At 69.4% G+C, this 17695-nt stretch carries 15 protein-coding genes; 11 read left to right on the top strand and 4 right to left on the bottom strand.

The annotated features are described in order from the left end of the window. Nucleotides 1-5 precede the first annotated feature (5 nt). From ACZ4UU_RS43030 to ACZ4UU_RS43020, 3 genes are read right to left on the bottom strand one after another with little or no spacing between them, the layout of a single operon-like run. On the bottom strand, nt 6-872 hold the full coding sequence (locus tag ACZ4UU_RS43030) for a carbohydrate ABC transporter permease (protein WP_471908892.1): 867 nt from the start codon (nt 870-872) through the stop codon (nt 6-8). Then, nucleotides 869-1876 carry a carbohydrate ABC transporter permease gene (locus tag ACZ4UU_RS43025; RefSeq protein ID WP_471908891.1) on the bottom strand — a complete coding sequence of 336 codons (1008 nt, stop codon included), beginning with the start codon at nt 1874-1876 and terminating at the stop codon, nt 869-871. The genes ACZ4UU_RS43030 and ACZ4UU_RS43025 overlap by 4 nt, the downstream gene beginning before the upstream one ends. Continuing rightward, nucleotides 1873-3222 carry an extracellular solute-binding protein gene (locus ACZ4UU_RS43020; protein WP_471908890.1) on the bottom strand — a complete coding sequence of 450 codons (1350 nt, stop codon included), beginning with the start codon at nt 3220-3222 and terminating at the stop codon, nt 1873-1875. The genes ACZ4UU_RS43025 and ACZ4UU_RS43020 overlap by 4 nt, the downstream gene beginning before the upstream one ends. Before the next feature lie 594 nt (nt 3223-3816). Here ACZ4UU_RS43020 and ACZ4UU_RS43015 point away from each other — a divergent pair. From ACZ4UU_RS43015 to ACZ4UU_RS42975, 9 genes are all read left to right on the top strand, one after another. After that, nucleotides 3817-4830: a hydroxyacid dehydrogenase gene (locus ACZ4UU_RS43015; RefSeq protein ID WP_471908889.1), complete on the top strand. Its 1014-nt coding sequence runs from the start codon at nt 3817-3819 to the stop codon at nt 4828-4830. 601 nt (nt 4831-5431) lie between these two features. Then, nucleotides 5432-6523, top strand: coding sequence for a LacI family DNA-binding transcriptional regulator (locus ACZ4UU_RS43010; RefSeq protein ID WP_471908888.1), 1092 nt, complete (start codon nt 5432-5434; stop codon nt 6521-6523). Nucleotides 6524-6973: 450 nt separating this feature from the next. Beyond that, nucleotides 6974-8311 carry an ABC transporter substrate-binding protein gene (locus ACZ4UU_RS43005; protein ID WP_471908887.1) on the top strand — a complete coding sequence of 446 codons (1338 nt, stop codon included), beginning with the start codon at nt 6974-6976 and terminating at the stop codon, nt 8309-8311. 10 nt (nt 8312-8321) lie between these two features. After that, on the top strand, nt 8322-9206 hold the full coding sequence (locus ACZ4UU_RS43000) for a carbohydrate ABC transporter permease (protein ID WP_471908886.1): 885 nt from the start codon (nt 8322-8324) through the stop codon (nt 9204-9206). Further along, nucleotides 9206-10144, top strand: a complete 939-nt coding sequence (locus ACZ4UU_RS42995; protein WP_471908885.1) for a carbohydrate ABC transporter permease — start codon at nt 9206-9208, stop codon at nt 10142-10144. Before ACZ4UU_RS43000 ends, ACZ4UU_RS42995 begins: the two co-directional genes overlap by 1 nt. Further along, entirely contained in the window at nt 10141-11748 is a 1608-nt protein-coding gene (locus ACZ4UU_RS42990) for a glycoside hydrolase family 43 protein (protein WP_471908884.1), read from the top strand. The genes ACZ4UU_RS42995 and ACZ4UU_RS42990 overlap by 4 nt, the downstream gene beginning before the upstream one ends. A 162-nt stretch (nt 11749-11910) precedes the next feature. Next, nucleotides 11911-12963: a LacI family DNA-binding transcriptional regulator gene (locus ACZ4UU_RS42985; RefSeq protein ID WP_471908883.1), complete on the top strand. Its 1053-nt coding sequence runs from the start codon at nt 11911-11913 to the stop codon at nt 12961-12963. A 312-nt stretch (nt 12964-13275) separates the two neighbouring features. Then, nucleotides 13276-13740 carry an SRPBCC family protein gene (locus tag ACZ4UU_RS42980; RefSeq protein ID WP_471908882.1) on the top strand — a complete coding sequence of 155 codons (465 nt, stop codon included), beginning with the start codon at nt 13276-13278 and terminating at the stop codon, nt 13738-13740. Between the two features lie 190 nt (nt 13741-13930). After that, on the top strand, nt 13931-15088 hold the full coding sequence (locus tag ACZ4UU_RS42975) for a ferritin-like domain-containing protein (protein WP_471908881.1): 1158 nt from the start codon (nt 13931-13933) through the stop codon (nt 15086-15088). 63 nt (nt 15089-15151) lie between these two features. On the opposite strand, the gene ACZ4UU_RS42970 is transcribed toward ACZ4UU_RS42975, so the two are convergent. Beyond that, complete coding sequence (locus ACZ4UU_RS42970) at nt 15152-15802, bottom strand: ThuA domain-containing protein (RefSeq protein WP_471908880.1); 651 nt, start codon at nt 15800-15802, stop codon at nt 15152-15154. 157 nt (nt 15803-15959) lie between these two features. On the opposite strand from ACZ4UU_RS42970, the gene ACZ4UU_RS42965 reads away from it, so the two are divergent. Both ACZ4UU_RS42965 and ACZ4UU_RS42960 read left to right on the top strand, forming a co-directional pair. Continuing rightward, nucleotides 15960-16985, top strand: a complete 1026-nt coding sequence (locus ACZ4UU_RS42965; RefSeq protein ID WP_471908879.1) for a DUF5954 family protein — start codon at nt 15960-15962, stop codon at nt 16983-16985. 67 nt (nt 16986-17052) lie between these two features. Beyond that, entirely contained in the window at nt 17053-17685 is a 633-nt protein-coding gene (locus tag ACZ4UU_RS42960; RefSeq protein WP_471908878.1) for a VOC family protein, read from the top strand. Nucleotides 17686-17695 lie beyond the last annotated feature (10 nt).

Raw genomic sequence — 17695 nt, 5'->3', positions numbered from 1 at the left:
AGGGGTCACTTCAGCCCGGAGGTGGACATCCCGGCGACGAAGCCGCGCTGGGCGATGAGGAAGATCAGCAGGATCGGGACGACGTACATCACGGAGGCGGCGGCCTGGAGTTCGGGGACGGGGGTACCGCCCTCGTTGACGTAGGCGGTCATCACGGCCACGGCGAGCGTGGTGCGGTCGGTGGACAGCAGCAGCTGCGGGGCGATGTAGTCACCCCACGTCCAGGTGAAGGCGATGATGAAGCTCGCGGACAGCACGGACCAGGACTGCGGCAGGAAGATCCGCCAGAAGATCGACGTGTAACCGCAGCCGTCGACGATCGCGGCCTCCTCCAGCTCGCGCGGCATGCCCGCGAAGAACTGCCGGAAGAGGAAGACCAGATACGGCGCCGCGGACAGGCCCCACAGCACCCACGGCCAGTACGTGTCGACCATGCCGAGCTTGGCGAAGATCAGGTACGTGGGCAGCAGGGTGACCATCTGGGGCAGCATCATCGAGCCGAGCAGCACCCCGAACAGCACCTTCTTGCCGGGCGCGTCGAGCCGGGCGAAACCGAAGCCGACCCAGGCCGAGCTGACGGTGACGAGGGTGGCGTAGAGCAGGGCGATGATCAGGGAGTTGCGGGCGTAGCCGAGGAAGTCGATCTGGGTGAACGCGTCGGCGAAGTTGTGCCACTGGAAGGTGTCCGGCAGCCAGTGCACGGGCGAGGCGGCCAGTTCGCCCTGGGTCTTGAGGCCGGACAGGACCAGCCAGCCGAAGGGGCCGAGGAAGAGTCCGGTGACGGAGACGAGGACCGTGTAGAGGGCGAGGCGCTTGGTGCGCACCCTCACCCGCACGGGTATGTCGGCGGGTGCGGCGGTCGTGGCGGTCACTTCTTCGCCTCCGGGTCGACGTTGTAGAACACGACTCCGGACGTGAACTTGAAGATGAGTCCGGTCGCGATGAGGATCAGGACGAAGAGCACCCACAGCAGCGCGGAGGCGTAGCCGTAGCGGCCGAGCGCGAAGTACTGCGCGAACACGTGCATCATGTAGAGGTAGTTGGACTGCGGCACCGTGGTGATACCGCTCGTGTCGCCGAGCGGGGCCAGCAGCAGCGGCATGATGGTCTGCACCGAGGCGATCATCCCGGTCACGGTCTGGAAGAGCAGGACGGGCGACAGCAGCGGCACGGTGATGCTGCGGAACGTGCGCCAAGGGCTCGCCCCGTCGATGCGGGCGGCCTCGTGGAGTTCCCGGGGGACGTCCTGGAGACCGGCCAGCGAGATGATCATGACGTTTCCGGCAGCCCACAGCACCGTCATCAGCAGCACATAGCGGACGTAGGGGTCGGCGAGCCAGCCGACGGCCTCGAAGCCGAAGAAGGTGACGACGCCGTTGGTGGCACCGGAGTTCGGATCGAAGAGCAGCTTGAAGGCGAGGCCCGCGCCCACCGGCGGCACCACGGCGGGCAGATACAGCAGGGTGCGGAACAGTCCGCGCGCCTTGATCGGCCGGTTGACCAGGACGGCGAGGGCGAGGCCCGCGATGATCGACAGTGGCACCGAGGTGATCGCGAACAAGCCCGCGCGCCCGAGCGCGTCCCAGGTCACCGGATCGTTCAGCAGCTCACGATAGTTACCGAGCCCGACGTACTTCCAGTTGGGCGAGATACCGTCGAACGTGGTGAAGCTCAGCCACAGCGCGTACGCCATCGGCGCGATGGTCAGCAGCAGGAACCCGATGATCCAGGGCGAGGTGAACAGGTAGAACGCCCGATGCCTGCGCGCGGTCATCGAGACCCGCGGCCGGCCGGTGGCCGGTGCGCGTCCGGCACCGCTCGCCGCCGCGCGACCGCCGGGCCGGTCCGCGACCGGGGAGATCTGGTCGACCGTCATCCCACCTGCTCCTTACCGCGCTTCATCTGCTCGTTGATGGCCGAGTTCAGACGCCCCGCGAGGGTGTCGACGGAGATCTGGCCGTTCATCGCGGCAGGAGCGATCTGGTTGAAGAGGGCGTCGATCGCGTCCGCCCTGGTGTACGGGGTGAAGGACACGACCGAGAAATGCTTCAGCTCGTTCTCCTGCACCTTCAGGACCCGCTTCTGGTAGTCCTCCTGCGCCGGCATCAGCGGGCGCAGCGACTTCAGCGACGGGATGCCCCAGCCGCCGGAGGCACGCGCCTTGGCCGGTTCCTCACCGAAGAACCACTCGAAGACGCGCCACGCGGCGTCCTTGTTCTTCGCCCCGCGCGGCATCCACAGACCGGTGCCGCCCTGGCAGGCGCTGATCCGCTCGCCGCCCGCGAACAACGGGGCGGGTGCCAGACGGGACACCTCCGCCAGCTTCTTGTCCGGGTAGATCATGCCGCCCAGCCAATAGCCGGAGTTCGACATGCCCATCCGCCCGGCCTGATAGGTGGGCCCGTCCCAGCCGTTGGGGTCGGGCTGGATCTGGCTCGGGCCGACCTTGGTCTTGCAGTAGCCGATGTACCAGGCCAGCGCCTTGCGGGCCTCGGGCGTGGTGAAGTCGACCCGGGAGAAGTCGTCGCTGAAGAGGTTGCCACCGGCGGACGCCGTCAGGGTCGCCAGGAGCGTGGACCGGGTCAGCCCGTTGAAACTGCCGCCGAAGACGGTGGTCTGGCCGTTCTTGCGCTGCACGAGGCGCTTGGCGTCCTCCAGCCACTCCTCGTAGGTGACCGGCTCGGTCTCCGGCGGGTAGTCGACGCCGCCCTTGTCGAAGGCCGCTGTGTTGTACCAGAACATGGAGTCCTGGGAGAAGTCCTTCGCCATGCCGTAGCGCGGGCCCTTGCCCTGGGTACGGCCGTCGAAGCGCCACAGGTCGTTCACGGGGTCGAGGTCGTCGAGCTTGAGGACGCCGCTCCGGGCGAAGTACGGGTCCAGTTCCTCGGCCACGTCCCGCGCCGCGAAGTACGGCAGGTCCACGGCGCCGACGCCGCGCACCAGGTCGGGCGGGTTGCCGCTGGTGAGCATCGCGATCAGCTTGGTGATGTCGTACTTCACCAGGGAGATCTTGATGCCGAGGGCCTTCTTCGCCTGCTGGACCTGCTCCGGGAGGATGTCCCCGGAGTTGACCATCACGGTCACGGTCTCACCGGATCCGCTCACCCCGCTCGACACCTGGAGCGCGCAGCCGCTCAACGCCGCCGCGCCGCCCGCGGCACCGCTCGCGGAGAGGGCGAGAAAACGGCGGCGACTCAGGGGGGCGCCGGCCTGTGGGCGCATGAGCGCACCACCTCCTGCTCAGTTCGTTCGATATATCGGCCAGCAAGCGGTCTGCCGGTCAGAACCAGCCAACTTGGCAACCGGTTGCTATGGCGTTGGGGCAGAGCTTCTTCTGGGGCGGGGGGCGCGTCAAGAGGCTTGACGGATTTTCGAAAAGTCTGTGTAACCTCGGCTTCATGAGGGGTGGGCTTGCTTGGGGGCCGGGGAACTGGGTCTGAGCTGGGATGTTGGGGCGACAGCCAGGGCGAGAACTGATGGAAACCGGTTGCCAAGCCGGTTGCCAGCGCGACTCACGAGGATGAGGAAGCGCGGAACCAGGAAGCGGAACGAGGAAGCACGGAACGTGGAAGCGCGGAACGGTTAGTAACCGATTCCGGTACGGAACCCGGCAAGACCACTCAGCGGGTGGCCCACCGCCACGATCACGGACGGCGCGTTCCGGAAACTCCCCTCTCCATCTGACTGATTGACCGGGTCAGTCAGCAGATCTACGGTAGAAGGCGCTTTCTGAAACATTTTCTGCTGCGCCCCCATCACGGGCTCAGCCTCACTCAGTACTCGATCAGCGTCTCAACCCAGCGCCTCAGGAGAGTCATGCCCAGCCCGCACCCGCCGAGGGCCGTGTTCGCAATGGATCCGGTGCACCTCCCCCTGCTCTTCCCCCCACCGCTCATGGCCCGGTTGAGGCAGGCGGCCCAGATCGACCCCGCCCTCGTCGTGCGGGACTTCACCGACCCGGCCGCAGCCGACGCCCTCGCCCGGGCCGAGGTACTGATCACCGGCTGGGGCTGCCCCCACCTCGACGCCGACGTCCTCACCGCCGCACCCGGACTGCGCGCCGTACTGCACGCCGCCGGCTCGGTCCGCTCACTCGTCGGCGAAGCGCTCTGGAAGGCCGGCGTCACCGTCTCCAGCGCGGTCACCGGCAACGCCCTCCCGGTCGCCGAGTACACCCTCGCCATGATCCTGCTCGCCGGAAAGGACACCTTCGGCCACCGGGAGCGTTTCCGCAGCTCACACGCCTACCCGACGCAGCGCGAAACCGCCGCGATCGGCAACGTCGGCCGCCGCGTCGGCGTCATCGGGGCCTCCCGAGTCGGCAGACGGCTCCTGGAACTGCTACGCCCCTTCGACTTCACGGTCCTGCTGCACGATCCGTACGTCAGCGCCGCCGAGGCCGCCGAACTGGGCGCCGAACTGCTCTCCCTGGACGACCTCCTGCGGCACAGCGACATCGTCAGCCTGCACGCGCCGGACATCCCCGAGACGTACCGGATGCTCGACAGGGAACGGCTGGGGCTCATCCGGGACGGAGGCGTCCTGATCAACACCTCGCGCGGTGCGCTGGTCGACCCCCACGCGCTGACGGACGAGCTGGTCTCCGGACGACTCCATGCCGTACTCGACGTGACCGAGCCGGAGCCGTTGCCTGCGGGGTCGCCGCTGTATCACCTCCCCAACGTCTTCCTCACGCCTCATATCGCGGGTTCGCTCGGGAACGAGCTGGAGCGGCTGGGGCGGATCGTGGTGGAGGAGTTGGAGCGGGTGGGAGGTGGAGGGCCGTTGCGGCATCAGGTGGTCCACGCGGATATGGCTCGGGTGGCTTGAGGGTGGTGCTTTCTGCCCGTCCGGCGTTTCGAGGACACGGCCCGACCGTGCCGGACCGGTACCCGCCCCGGGCTGCGCCTCTCGACGCCGGGCCAGACCATCCAGCCCGTCCGGCGTTTGAGGACGAGGTCCGAAGGGCCGACAGCGGGGGTCTGGGGGCGCAGCCCCCAGGGACGGGACGGGTAGGGGCGGCGGGGGCGAGTTCTGGTTGGGCACGTTGCCGGCTCAGGCCTTGTGGTTGGGGGCGTTGCCTGGCCGAGTCCTGCAGCTGGGGTGCCGAATGTCTGGCTCGGCCGCCTACGGGGCGCCTTGTGCCGGGGAGACGGCGATCGTGCTCGACCCTTCAGGCCTCCGCGCTCCCCCAGAGGGGGTACCCCCAGCCGTCTCGACACCGGCGCGCCCCTTCGGCTCCCTCGCGGCCGGTGTCCGGCGGACAGTGCCGGTTGGTTGGCACTCGCCCGGCGTTGATGCGGCTGCAGTGGGCGGGGTGGAGAGACGTCAGGGGCTTGGGTGTGGTGTATGGGATACGGTTTCTGTATCGGTGGGGGCGCGTTTTCCGGCCGTATGCCGACGCAGGCGCAACGGTGAAGGAGCCGCAAGGGTGAGTCAGCGCAAGGTGGCCGGCGACGCCGGTCGGGCCACCATTCGGGACGTGGCGGAACGCGCCGGGGTCTCCGTCGCCAGCGTGTCGCGTGTTCTGTCGGGCAACTACCCGGTGTCGGAGGAACTGCGTCGCCGGGTGATGAAGGTCGTCCGGGACCTGGACTACGTCACCAACGCCCACGCCCGTTCGCTGGCCGGCGGCGGGACGCCCACCGTGGCGATCCTCATCAACAACATCACCGGCGCCGCGTTCGCCCATGTGGCGAAGGGCGTTGAGGGGGCCGCGACGCTGCGTGGCTGGCTTTCGCTGGTGGGGACCACGGGGGACGACCCCGAGCGGGAGCTCGCCCTGGTCAACCTCATGCGGCAGCAGGGCGTGGCGGCCGTGGTGCTGCTGGGCGGGGCGTACGACTACGACGAGTACCAGCTGCGCATGGCCCGGTTCGCGCGTTCCCTCGATGCCGCGGGGTCTCATCTGGTGCTGGTGGGCAGGCCGCCGCTGGAGGGCGACGTGCCGGCGACGACGGTCGACTACGACAACGAGGGCGGCGCCTATGCCATGGCCAGCCATCTGTTGTCCGCCGGGCACCGGAAGGTGCTCGTGCTGCCGGGACATGCCGAACTCACCACCGCGCAGGGCCGGTTGAACGGCGCCCGACGGGCCTTCGAGGCCTATGGCGTGCCCTTCGAACCGGGCATGGTGCGGCACGGTCCGTACTACTACGAGCACGGGTACGAGGCTGTCGAGGAGGCCTTGGCGGAGGGGATGGAGTTCACGGCCGTGCTGGCCGGGACCGATGTCGTCGCGGCGGGGGCCATGCAGGCCTTGCGGGCGGCTGGGCTTCGGGTGCCGGACGACGTGTCGATCGTCGGGTACGACGACATCCCGCTCGCCTCGCAGCTCACGCCCCAACTCACCACCGTGCACGTGCCGTACGAGGAGATGGGACGGGTGGCGCTGCGTGCCGTGGCCGACCGGCGCGAGGGTGGCGCCGGGCGCCGGAAGGGCGGCGACGGCGATCATCTGGTGCTGGGCACCCATGTCGTCGTACGGAACTCCGTGCGGCCGCCTGCCGCTCGCCGCGACTGACCGAGGGCACGGACAGGGCCACCAGGGGCAGGCCCACCGGCCTATCGGTCGGCTGTCGCCTTCGTGTCCTCGGTGGCTACGTTCGCTTCGTGTTTCGTAAGCGTTTTCCGCTGCGATTTCCTTGGCTCCCTCCAGCGCTTGGGAGCGCTCCCGACGTCTCGTCGGGCGCCGTCGCAGCCCACTGACCTGCGGGTAATCCCACCCTCGTGGATCCACCTCCCGACACCCGAGGACATAACCGCACGGACAAGCAGGCGTAACAAATTTCCGCCCACCTCTTGCTATGAGCCGAGCCCTCGGCCTACCGTCCCTGCAACCGCTTACTACAGCTTCCGCTTGGCCGACCCCCCGCAACCGCGAGCCGATGATTTCCGGCCGCCGTTCCTGGCCGGCGCCACCGAGCCGCCGCCGTTCCGCAAGAACGCTCTCATTCCGAAGGATCACGGTCAGATGAACTTCACCAGCCCCCGGAGAAGGTTCGCCTCCGCCGCCGTCGCGGGAATCGCACTGTCCGGTCTGCTCGCCGCCTGTGGCGGATCCGGCTCCCAGGACTCCGGGTCCGATTCCTCCGGTCCGGTCACCCTTGACTTCTGGGGCTGGGCCAACGGCCAGGAGGCGGTCGTCAAGGCGTTCAACGCCTCGCACAAGGACGTTCAGCTCAAGTACACGAAGGTCACCGACCAGCTGACCATGCAGAAGCAGCTGACGAACGCCGTGAAGGCGGGCAACGCGCCCTGTCTGCTGCAGAACACCGGTGAGTACGTCACCAGTTGGGTCTCGCAGGGCGCTCTCGCCGACATCACCCGGTACGTCGAGGGCGAGAAGGACAAGTTCAACGCCGGGTCGTGGGCCACCGGGCAGGTGCAGGGGAAGGTGTACGGGGTGCCGACCGCCTCGGCTCCCGCGTTCACCATCTATCGGACGGACCTGTTCGAGAAGTACGGGCTCAAGGCTCCGGCGACCTGGGACGACTTCATCGCCGCGGGCAAGGAGCTGAAGAAGCACGACATCAAGATCACCAACTACGCCGGTGAGGACCCGAGCACCCTGGAGGTGCTCGCGATGCAGGCCGGGGCCCACTGGTACGCCATCGACGGCAACGCGTGGAAGGTGAACTTCAAGGACGAGGGCACCCTCAGGGCCGCGAAGGTGATCCAGGAGATCATCGACAACGATCTGAACTCGAAGCTGTCGTTCGCCGATTACGCCGCTGTTCAGCGGAACTACGACAACGGTGGGACCGCGACTCGGCAGATCTCCACCTGGCAGATGTCCGGCATGGTGCAGAACTTCACCAAGTCGTTCGGTGACTGGGCGCTGTCGCCGTGGCCCACCTTCGCGGGCGAGGCCGCCAAGACGCCGGCCGCGACCAACCAGAGCGGCAATCTGACGCTGGTCAGCGAGCAGTGCGAGAACAAGGAGCAGGCCGCCCAGGCAGCGCTGTGGATGTCCACGGACACGGGGGCCGTGAAGACCATGGCCAGTCCCGAGACCGGCAGTGGTGTGATGCCGGCCCTCAAGGACAGTGGCTCGTATGTGAGCGAGGCGATCTCCGAGAAGCTGCTCGGGAAGAACTACGAGCCTGCGAAGAAGGTGGTGACCGACAGCCTGGGGACCGTCACCACGGACTGGACCTTCGGGCCGAACTGGACCGCGATGTTCACGGAGATGCAGGACGAGTGGGCCGCGGTCGTCAGCAAGGAGCAGAAGGTCACCGATCTGCTCGACCACATGCAGGAGTGGACGGTCAACGACCTCAAGCAGCGCGGCATCAGCGTCAAGGGCTGAGGCAGACTCGATGATTCGCTCCCAGCGCTGGAAGGGTGCCGCCTTCACGGTGCCCTTCCAGCTCGGCTTCGCTTTCCTGTATCTGCTCCCGATCGGGTACGCGGTCTACCAGTCGCTGTTTCTCCAGAAGCAGTCCGGGCTCGGGCTCGGAGGTGCGACCACGGAGTTCGTGGGGCTGGAGAACTACCAGAACGGGCTCACCGACTCGGCGTTCATGACGTCGATCCTGCGGGTCGTGCTGTTCGCCTGTGTGCAGATCCCATTCGTCCTGCTCATCAGTCTGGTCCTGGCGTTGTTCCTGGACGCGGTCAGCGCGAAGGTGGCCGGGCGGTTCCGGATTCTGCTGCTGGTGCCGTACATGATCCCGGGTGTCGTCGCCGCCATCGTGTGGATCAATCTGTACAGCCCCGAGGTGGGACCCCTGACCTCACTCGGTGAATTCTTCGGATTCGACTGGAACTTCTTCGCGCCCTCCATGGTGTGGCCGGCCATCGGCAATCTGCTGACCTGGCACTTCATCGGCTACAACATGGTGATCATCTACTCGGCGCTCCAGGGCGTGCCCCGGGAGCTCTTCGAGGCCGCGCGACTGGACGGTGCCTCCGAGCTGCGGATCGCACTGAACATCAAGATCCCGTTCGTGCGCGGGGCGCTCGTGCTGACGGCGCTGCTGTCGATCATCCAGATGCTGCAGCTCTTCAACGAGCCCGCGCTGTTCCGGAACGTCACGCCGCAGACCGTCAGCGACAGCTTCACCCCGATCATGATCATCTACAACCAGGCGTTCAACGCCGGCAACTACCACTACGCCGCGGCCCTTTCGGTGCTGCTCGCCTTGATCCTCGGTGTCGCGTCCTTGCTCTTCTACCGGCTGACCTCAAGGGAGGCGGACTGATGGCGCTGACCGCCAACCGTAAGGAAAACGGCACGCAGACCCCGGCCGCGCCGGCCGGTGGGGGCGGACTGCGCCGGCGTACCCGTCCCGACCCGGCCGCGCGCTCCCGCGGCGGGCAGCGCTTCCTGCTGCTCGGTCTGATCCTGGCCAGTGTCTACAGCCTGTTCCCCGTGTACTGGCTGATCATCGCCTCGACCAAGGACCGGGTGGGGCTCTACCAGAGCAACGGGCTGTGGTTCTCGGGTTGGCATCTCTGGGACAACCTGCAACAGGTGTTCACGTACGAGGACGGCATCTTCCTGCGCTGGACCGCCAACTCGCTCCTGTACGCCGGTGTCGGCTCGCTCGGCGGCACGCTCATCGCCCTCGCCACTGGCTACGGGCTGGCGCGCTTCGACTTCCCGGGGCGGAGCGCGGTGTTCGCCGCCGTGGTGGGGGCCTACCTGATTCCGATCGCACTGCTCACCCTGCCGCTGTACCTGCTCTTCTCGGCGATCGGCATGGTCGACACCCCGTGGGCGATGCTGATCCCGTGTCTGATCAACCCGTTCAGCGTCTATCTGGCCAAGGTGTACACCGAGGCCACGATCCCGTTCGAACTACTGGAGGCGGCCCGCATCGACGGTGCCGGTGAGCTGCGGATCTTCTTCAGCATCGTGCTGCGAATGATGACGACGGGCGGTGCGACGGTCTTCCTGCTCGCCTTCGTCAACACCTGGAACGCCTTCTTCCTGCCGTTGACCGTGCTGCGGGGCGAGGAGAACTGGACGCTCAACCTGGGTCTGTACAACTGGTCCGGGAAACGACTGGAGTCGGGCATCGACGTGACCAGCCTCGTCCTGACAGGTGCGCTTCTGTCCATCATCCCCATGGCCATCGTGATGATCGCGATGCGGCGCTACTGGCGGAGCGGCGTGACGCTGGGGGCCCTGAAGTGACCGTGCTGCACAATCCCGTCATCCGCGGTTTCGCCCCGGACCCCTCCCTGGTCCGGGCCGGCGACTGGTACTACGTGGCGACGAGTTCCTTCGAGTGGTTCCCCACGATCCCGATCCACCGGTCCCGGGACCTGGCGCACTGGGAGTACGCGGGTCACGTGCGGGGTGCGGCGCCCGGAGACTCGCTGGCCGGGGTCCCCGACTCCGGTGGCATCTGGGCTCCCTCGCTGAGCTGGGACGGGGAGCGGTTCTGGGTGGTGTACTCGGTCGTGCGCTCGGTGGGCACGCCGTACTTCGACACGGACACGTACGTCAGTACGGCCACGGAGGTCGGCGGCACCTGGACGCCGCCGCGGCGGATCGCCGGCCATGGGTTCGACCCCGCGCTCTTCCATGACGAGGGGCGGCTGTGGCTGCTCAACCTCCAGAACGACCACCGTCCGGGCGGTCGGCGGTTCGCCGGGATCGTGCTCACGGAGATCGATCGCGAGACGCTGGTGCCGGTCGGTGACACGCATCTGCTGGTGCAGCACGAACGGCTCATCGAGGGGCCGAAACTGGTCAAGCGGGACGGCTGGTTCCATCTCGTGCTGGCGGAGGGTGGCACGGGTGTGGAGCACGGGGTGCTGGTCGCGCGCAGCCGGGCGATCACCGGGCCGTACGAGCTGGACGGCCAGCCCTTGCTGACGACGCGTGACGACCCCGCGGTGCCGTTGCAGAAGGCGGGGCACGCGGAGCTGGTGGAGACGCCCGAGGGCGAGTGGGTGATGAGTCATCTCACGGCGCGGCCGTTGCGGACGCCGGACGGTCCGCGCTGTCCGCTCGGGCGGGAGACCGCGATCCAGGCGGTGACCTGGGACCGGGACGGGTGGCCGCGGTTGCGGCACGGCGGGTGGCATCCGGCGGTCGAGGTCGAGGTGTCGACGCCTCCCGTCGAGGCGGAGGCGGAGGCCGAGCCCGGCGCGGGCGGCGCCGAGCCCGGCGCGGATCTCGGCTGGCCCTGGAGCACCCTGCGCGGCCCGGTCGACCCGAGCTGGGCCGACACCACCGTCCGGCCCGGCTGGATCAGGCTGCGCGGCCGGCACGGTCCCGAGTCGCGCTGGGCGCACAGTCTGCTGGCGCGGCGGATCACCGAGCACCGGGCGGAGGCCGAGGTCACCGTTCAGGCCGCGCCCCGCACCTTCACACAGGCCGCCGGGCTGGTCCTGCGGTACAACGCGGAGGCGTATCTGAGTCTCGACCTCACCTGGGCGGAGCCCGAGGGTGAGGGGCAGCGCGGGCAGCAGTGGCGCGGTGGGGGTCGTACGGTACTGAGGCTCGTGGAGCGGGAGGAGTTCGGGACCCGCCAGATGGCCGTCATGGAGGTGGACGCGAGCACGCCGTTGACGCTGGGCGTGACCGTCGAGGACGGCCTGGCGCAGTTCTGGTACGTGCGCGGGGGTGTGCGCGCCCTGGTCGGGCCGCCGCTTGACTTCACCAAGCTGTCGGACGACTACGGCTCCAAGCTGCGTTTCACCGGGGCGATGGCCGGTGTGCATGCCGTGGATCTCGTCGACGCGTTGTTCACGGCCGATTTCACGGGATTCCGCCTCACCTGCTGGTAGCCCGGGGCGTGTTCGAAGTTTCGAAAGTCGGGGACCTGGCAGACCTGCGATCTCCGGCCTCTTCCGGACTCATTGTGGCGAACCTAGGGTAGGAAGCGCTTACTGTTTCCGCGCTGGTCGAAACTTTCATGGCCCTCGGGCGGGCCGGAGAGGTGGTTCCCGATGGTCCGAACGGGCGGAACGAGCGTGACCGCCGGACCGACCCTGGCCGTCGTGGCCCGTGAGGCCGGGGTGTCCGTGCCGACCGCGTCCAAGGTGGTCAACGGCCGGGAGGACGTGGCCCCGGAGACCCGCCGCCGGGTCACCGAGGCGCTGGACCGGCTGGGCTATGTCCGCAGGCCGCGCTTCGACGCGGCGAAGACACCCGGCCTGGTCGATCTGGTCGTGCACTCGCTGGACACCTCGTGGTCGGGTGCGGTGCTGCACGGGGTGGAGGCGGCGGCCCATGACGCGGGACTTGAGGTGGTGGTCTCGGCCGGGCTGACCCGGACGCGGGGCGGGCGCCCGGAGCGGGGCTGGCTGGACAAGCTCACCGCGCGCGGCTCGTCCGGGGTGCTGTTCAACCTGGCCGAGCTGACCGCGTCCCAGTACGCCTGGCTGGAGCAGCACCGCATCCCGTTCGTGATGATCGACCCGGTGCTGGAGCCCCCGCCCGGCGTGGTCTCGGTGGGCGCGGCGAACTGGCACGGCGGTGTGACGGCGACCGAGCATCTGCTGGCGCTGGGCCATGAGCGGATCGCGGTCGTCGCCGGTCATCAGCGCAAGATGTGCAGCACCGCCCGGGTGGCCGGGTACCGCTCGGCGCTCGCGTCGGCCGGAGTGCGGCACCGTCCCGAGTACGTCCGGCACGCGAGTTTCGACGAGGGGGTCGCCAGACGCCGGATGCTGGAACTCCTCGACCTGCCCGAACCGCCGACGGCCGTCTTCGTCTGCTCGGACCGGATGGCCCTCGGCGTCTACGAGGCGCTGGCGGAACGGGGAATGAGCGTGCCGGACGACATGAGCGTCGTGGGCTTCGACGATCTGCCGGAGGCCCGCTGGATCGCCCCGGCCCTGACCACGGTCCGCCAGCCGCTGTCGGAGATGGCGGCGACGGCACTGCGACTGCTGGTGCGGATGATGGACGGGGAGCGGCCGGAGAGTACGCGCACGGAGCTGTCGACGCGGTTGGTGGAACGGGCAAGCACGGCCGTGCCGCGCACGCGCTCCCGCTGAGCCTTCACCTGGTCGGCCGAGCGGACCACGGTTACGGATGCCGGGCTGCGTGGGCGGCCAGGGCCTGTCCGGCGGATCAGGCCGGCTGCACGGCACGGCACTCCATCAGCGCAGGTGAGCGGGGTCCGGTGGGGGCGGCTGACAGGCGATGGAGGAAGTCGACGCGGGGCGTCGGTGACGGACGGCAGCACGGCGGATGCGGGTGCCGGGCCCCGCGACGCCGGGCTGGTCCGCCGGACAGGCCCTAGCGTCGAGGGGCCGGTGGACGGCAGGTCCAGCAGTTCGGGAGTGTCCGGAAGGAGCGTGGTCGGTGTGGCCCGTAACCGCCGTCTCATCCTGAGCTCGCCGTCGAGGGTCTGGGGCCTGCTGTCCGAGGGCCATCGCTACGGGGAATGGGTGTCGGGAACGCAGCAGGTCCTCGAGGCGGACCCGCACTGGCCCGACGTGGGCGCCCGTCTCCAGGTCCGGGTCGGGGTCGGGCCGCTGGTCCTCGACGACACCTGTGTCGTGCGGATCTGCGAACCGCAGCGCCGGCTGGAGCTGGAGGCCAAGGCGGATCCCTTCGGCGCGGCCCGGATCGCCATGCGGCTGATCCCCTGGGGCGAGAACACCCTCTTCACTCTCGACTGGCATGCCCTGCGCGGCCCCGGCATCCGGATGCACGGGCTTCCCGTCGACTATCTCGTCCGGATCCGCAACGGCATGATGCTCACGAAACTCGCCCGCATCGCGGTCCGCGAGGCCGAGGGCAGCACCGTCGCGGCCCACGCTCACTGAGCGGACCCGGCGCGCGCCGCCGACCTTGATCGCGTTGGACCGACAGGGTGGTTGATGCGCCGACCGGCCCGTCCGCCCTGGTGGCGGCGTTGATCGTTGCTAGCTTCGCGAGCTGTCCGAGGGTCCCGGGGGCATCGCGCCGAGGCGGGGCCATGGCCATCAGCTGAGGCGAGAGTCGAGAGGGACGGGTATGAGCGAAGAGCCGGACAGTCAGGCGGTTGCTCCGTTCAGGCGCAGGAGTTTCCTGGCGTCTGCCGCGCTGGCGGGCGGCGCGCCGGTCGCCGTTGCGGTCGCCGGTCCCGCGCAGGCCGCCGCGCCTGCGACGGGCGGTGCGCTCGCGGCGCCCGCCCGCGGGTCCGTGGCACGGCTGCTGGCCGTTCCCGCGGACAGCCGCGGGGTCAACTGGATCAGGTCGGCCCTTCAGGTGGCCGTGGGACTGGAACTCGCCACCATCCCGCCGTACTTCTGCGGCCTGTGGTCCGTGAAGGACCGCCGCAGCGAGGTCGCGCGGCTGATCCAGCGCATCGTCGGCGACGAGATGTACCACCTCGGCATCGTCTGCAACCTGCTGGTGGCCGTGGGCGGAAGGCCGCAGATCAAGGCCGCCGCGCCGGTCTACCCCGGCCCGCTGCCGGGCGGTGTACGGGCCGGCGTGACCGTCTACCTGTCGGGCCTGACCAAGGCCTACGTACGCGATGTGATGATGGCGATCGAGGCCCCCGAGGAGTCGCTCGTCCGCAGCGCCCAGGCCTCACCCACCGTCGGCGAGTTCTACGAAGAGCTGCTGAGGGCGTTCCGGACGGTGCGACCCGAACTGTCCGCGCGGGGGCAGCTGTCGCAGTACGTCTTCTCCGACGACCTGTCGCCGATCGTCACCCCCGACCACGTCGAGCAGGCCGTCGAGATCATCATGGAACAGGGCGAAGGCACCAGCAGCTCGCCTTCGGCCTCCTTCGAGGACGACCACCCGGCGCACTACTACGCCTTCGGCGAGATCTACCACGGCCGGGAGCTGCGCCGCACCGACCACGGCTGGAGTTACGTCGGCGCGCCCGTACCCTTCCCCGACGTACGCCCCATGGCCCCGATCCCGGCCGGCGGCTGGCCCGACCCGCCGGCCCGGGTGCGGCAGCTCCTGCACCACTTCGACGCCACCTACAGCACCGTGCTGGACACCCTCGACGCGGCCTGGGCGGGCGGCGGCCACCGCACCCTGGGCGCGGCCATCCACGCCATGCGCGGCCTGGAGCGGCCCGCCGTGGAACTGATGGAGACCCCGAACCCCTACGTCCCCGGCACCTACGGCCCCCAGTTCCGCGCGCTCCGCAAGCGGCTTTCGGCCTCCTGACCCGGACAAGCAGCTGTGGCGGCTCGGCCCGTAGGCGGCGGGAGCGTGGGCCGGGTCGCCCTGTCACCGGCCCAGCCGGGCCGCCCAGTCGATGCCGCCGAGGAGGTGGGCGCGGAAGTCGGGGTCGTCGTAGGCCTCGGGGGCGTGGCCGAGGGCCGTGTAGAAGACGCGTCCGGCTCCCTGCTCACGGCTCCACGCCAGCGGATGGTCCTCGCCCATGCCGCCGCCCTCGTACGAGGACTCGTCGGCGCTGACCAACACCTGTACCGCGCCCCGGGGGTTGCTGCGGAAGTCGTACCACTCGTCGACGAAGTCCCATACGGCGGGCAGGTGCCGGGTGGCCGGGTGCTCGCGGTCCTCGACGAGCGCCTTGCCCGGCTGGTAGTCGGGGTGCCGGTCGAACCGGGCGCCCAGCAGTTCGCCGTAGTACGGCCAGTCGTACTCGGTGCAGGCCGCCGCGTGCACCCCGACGAAGCCGCCGCCCGCCTCGACGTACGCGGCGAGCCGCTCGCGCCCGGCCGGGGTGAGCACCTCGCCGCTGGTGGAGAGGAAGACGACGGCGGCGTATCCGTCCAGGGGCCGGTCGAGGGCCGTCGGGTCCTCGGTGTGGTCGACTTCGAAGTCGGCGAGGGTACGTACGGCTTCGACGCCGGCCGGGATGGACGCGTGCCGGTAGCCGGTGGTCCGGGTGTGGACGAGGAGTCGTGCGGGCATGCGGCCGAGCCTAGGTGACCTGGGCGGACGTGCCCACTGCCGCAAGTGGTCCGAAATTTTCGGATCACGTGCGGCAGCGGCGTCGACCGGTCCAACAACCCGGTTTGTTGGGCCGGTTCACCCACACGGGCAGACGACATCTCGCGACAATGCGTGCATGAACCATGACTGGCAGCGACAGATCCACGCGCTCCACGAGGAGTTGGTCCGGCGTGACGACCCCGCCGCCTGGGTGCGGGAGGCCGACGCGATGGATGCCTCTCTGCGGTATCCCGGGTTCGCCCTGCGGGGGCCGGTGTTCGGCGTCGCCGTGCAGGATCCGGCGGCGGGGCCCGAGTGGCGGGTGCTGAAGCCGGTCGTGAACGGCATGCCGCAGGTGTGCCGGGACGCGCTGAACACGTATCTGTGGTTCCGCGCGAAGGACGACACCGACGATTCGGCCGTACGGCGTGAACTGCTCGCCGCCGTGGACGTGTTGAGCCGGGAGCCGGTGAACGAGGTCGTTGCGTGCGGTCTGCGGTACCGGATCGTGCGCGGGGACGAGTTCACGCGCTGCGACGACCAGGACGCGCTGGAGCCGCCCCGGCCCACCGACCCGGAACCCGCGGAACGGACCTGGGACCCGCGCGCCGACCACGCCCCCTCCCCCGACCTGGACTTCGTCCTCGACCCTGATTACCTGGACGGCGGCCCGATGGCGGGCGCCCTGCGGGCGGCGCTGCGGGACTTCACGTACCAGGGCATCCGGTTCCCGGCCCTGGTACGCCGTGACTCGGAACGGGCGGCACTCTCGCACCCAGGGATCGTGCTGCTGCCCACCTGCTTCGGCGTCGTCGAGCGCGAACGCACCGGCTGGGAGCCGGCCGTCGCCCTGCAGTCCACCCCGCATGACGCCCGGCGGGTGCTGTACGACGCGCTGGGCGAGATGTGGCCCATGCTGTACCGGTTCGACGACGCGAGGAAGGCCGTGTACGCGAAGGCCGCCGAGGAGTTCCGGGCGCTCGAACGCGCCGACGAGGCCCGGGTGGAGGACCGGGTCTTCCGGATCTGCCGCGCCGAGCGCCTGCTCCGCATGGGCCCCGACGGCCCGGAGACCCCGCGTCCTTCGGACCTGGACGACTACGGCCCCATGAAGATCCATCCGACGATGCTCGACGACGGCACGCTCGTCCACGACGAGTGACCCGGTACCCGCCGTCCGGCGCACAGGTGTTCCATATCGCGCGCCGCTCTGCGTAGCCTCGGCTGCGATGAACGCCATTCCCGCGCTCCTGGACCATCTCGTCCTCGCGACCCCGGACCTGTCCGCCACGGTCGCCGGCTTCGCCCGACGCACCGGCGTGACCCCGGCGCCGGGCGGCGTGCACATCGGGCTCGGCACCCGCAACTACCTGGTGTCGCTGGGCGGCGCGAGCTATCTGGAGATCATCGGTCCGGACCCCGAGCAGTCCACGCCGGGGCAGCCGCGCCCCTTCGAGGTCGACGGGCTCACCGCCGCGCGCACGGTGACCTGGGCGATCAGCCCGCTCGACCTGGACGCTGCCATCGAGGCCGCCCGAGCCCAGGGGTACGACCCCGGCGCGGCGCAGACGATGAGCCGCCGCAGACCCGACGGCACCCTGCTGCGGTGGCGGCTGACCGACGGCGACGACGCCCACCCCTCCGGCCTCGTACCCTTCCTGATCGACTGGAGCGCCACGGTCCACCCCACCGCATCCGACCTGCCGGTCACCCCTCTGCTCTCCCTGTCCGCGAGCGCCCCCGACCCGGAGGAGATCCACCCCCTGCTGTCGGCGCTCGGCACGGACCTCGACCTCACACGGGGTCCCGTGGGGATCTCGTTCACGGTGGACACGCCGAGGGGCCCGGTCACGTTCCATTAGGAGTCCGCTC

The organism is Streptomyces sp. NPDC028907 (assembly GCF_055564995.1).
The sequence above is the reverse complement of the archived record's forward strand: the minus strand, read 5'-3'. Positions and strand labels throughout refer to the sequence as shown.

What these genes read in the sequence shown, in the direction of transcription:
- ACZ4UU_RS42975 (WP_471908881.1), top strand. Translation starts at nt 13,931, where the DNA reads ATGAGCGAAGAGCCGGACAGTCAGGCGGTTGCTCCGTTCAGGCGCAGG.
- ACZ4UU_RS42970 (WP_471908880.1), bottom strand. Translation starts at nt 15,802, where the DNA reads ATGCCCGCACGACTCCTCGTCCACACCCGGACCACCGGCTACCGGCAC.
- ACZ4UU_RS43000 (WP_471908886.1), top strand. Translation starts at nt 8,322, where the DNA reads ATGATTCGCTCCCAGCGCTGGAAGGGTGCCGCCTTCACGGTGCCCTTC.
- ACZ4UU_RS42960 (WP_471908878.1), top strand. Translation starts at nt 17,053, where the DNA reads ATGAACGCCATTCCCGCGCTCCTGGACCATCTCGTCCTCGCGACCCCG.
- ACZ4UU_RS43005 (WP_471908887.1), top strand. Translation starts at nt 6,974, where the DNA reads ATGAACTTCACCAGCCCCCGGAGAAGGTTCGCCTCCGCCGCCGTCGCG.
- ACZ4UU_RS43020 (WP_471908890.1), bottom strand. Translation starts at nt 3,222, where the DNA reads ATGCGCCCACAGGCCGGCGCCCCCCTGAGTCGCCGCCGTTTTCTCGCC.
- ACZ4UU_RS42995 (WP_471908885.1), top strand. Translation starts at nt 9,206, where the DNA reads ATGGCGCTGACCGCCAACCGTAAGGAAAACGGCACGCAGACCCCGGCC.
- ACZ4UU_RS43015 (WP_471908889.1), top strand. Translation starts at nt 3,817, where the DNA reads ATGCCCAGCCCGCACCCGCCGAGGGCCGTGTTCGCAATGGATCCGGTG.
- ACZ4UU_RS43025 (WP_471908891.1), bottom strand. Translation starts at nt 1,876, where the DNA reads ATGACGGTCGACCAGATCTCCCCGGTCGCGGACCGGCCCGGCGGTCGC.
- ACZ4UU_RS42965 (WP_471908879.1), top strand. Translation starts at nt 15,960, where the DNA reads ATGAACCATGACTGGCAGCGACAGATCCACGCGCTCCACGAGGAGTTG.
- ACZ4UU_RS42985 (WP_471908883.1), top strand. Translation starts at nt 11,911, where the DNA reads ATGGTCCGAACGGGCGGAACGAGCGTGACCGCCGGACCGACCCTGGCC.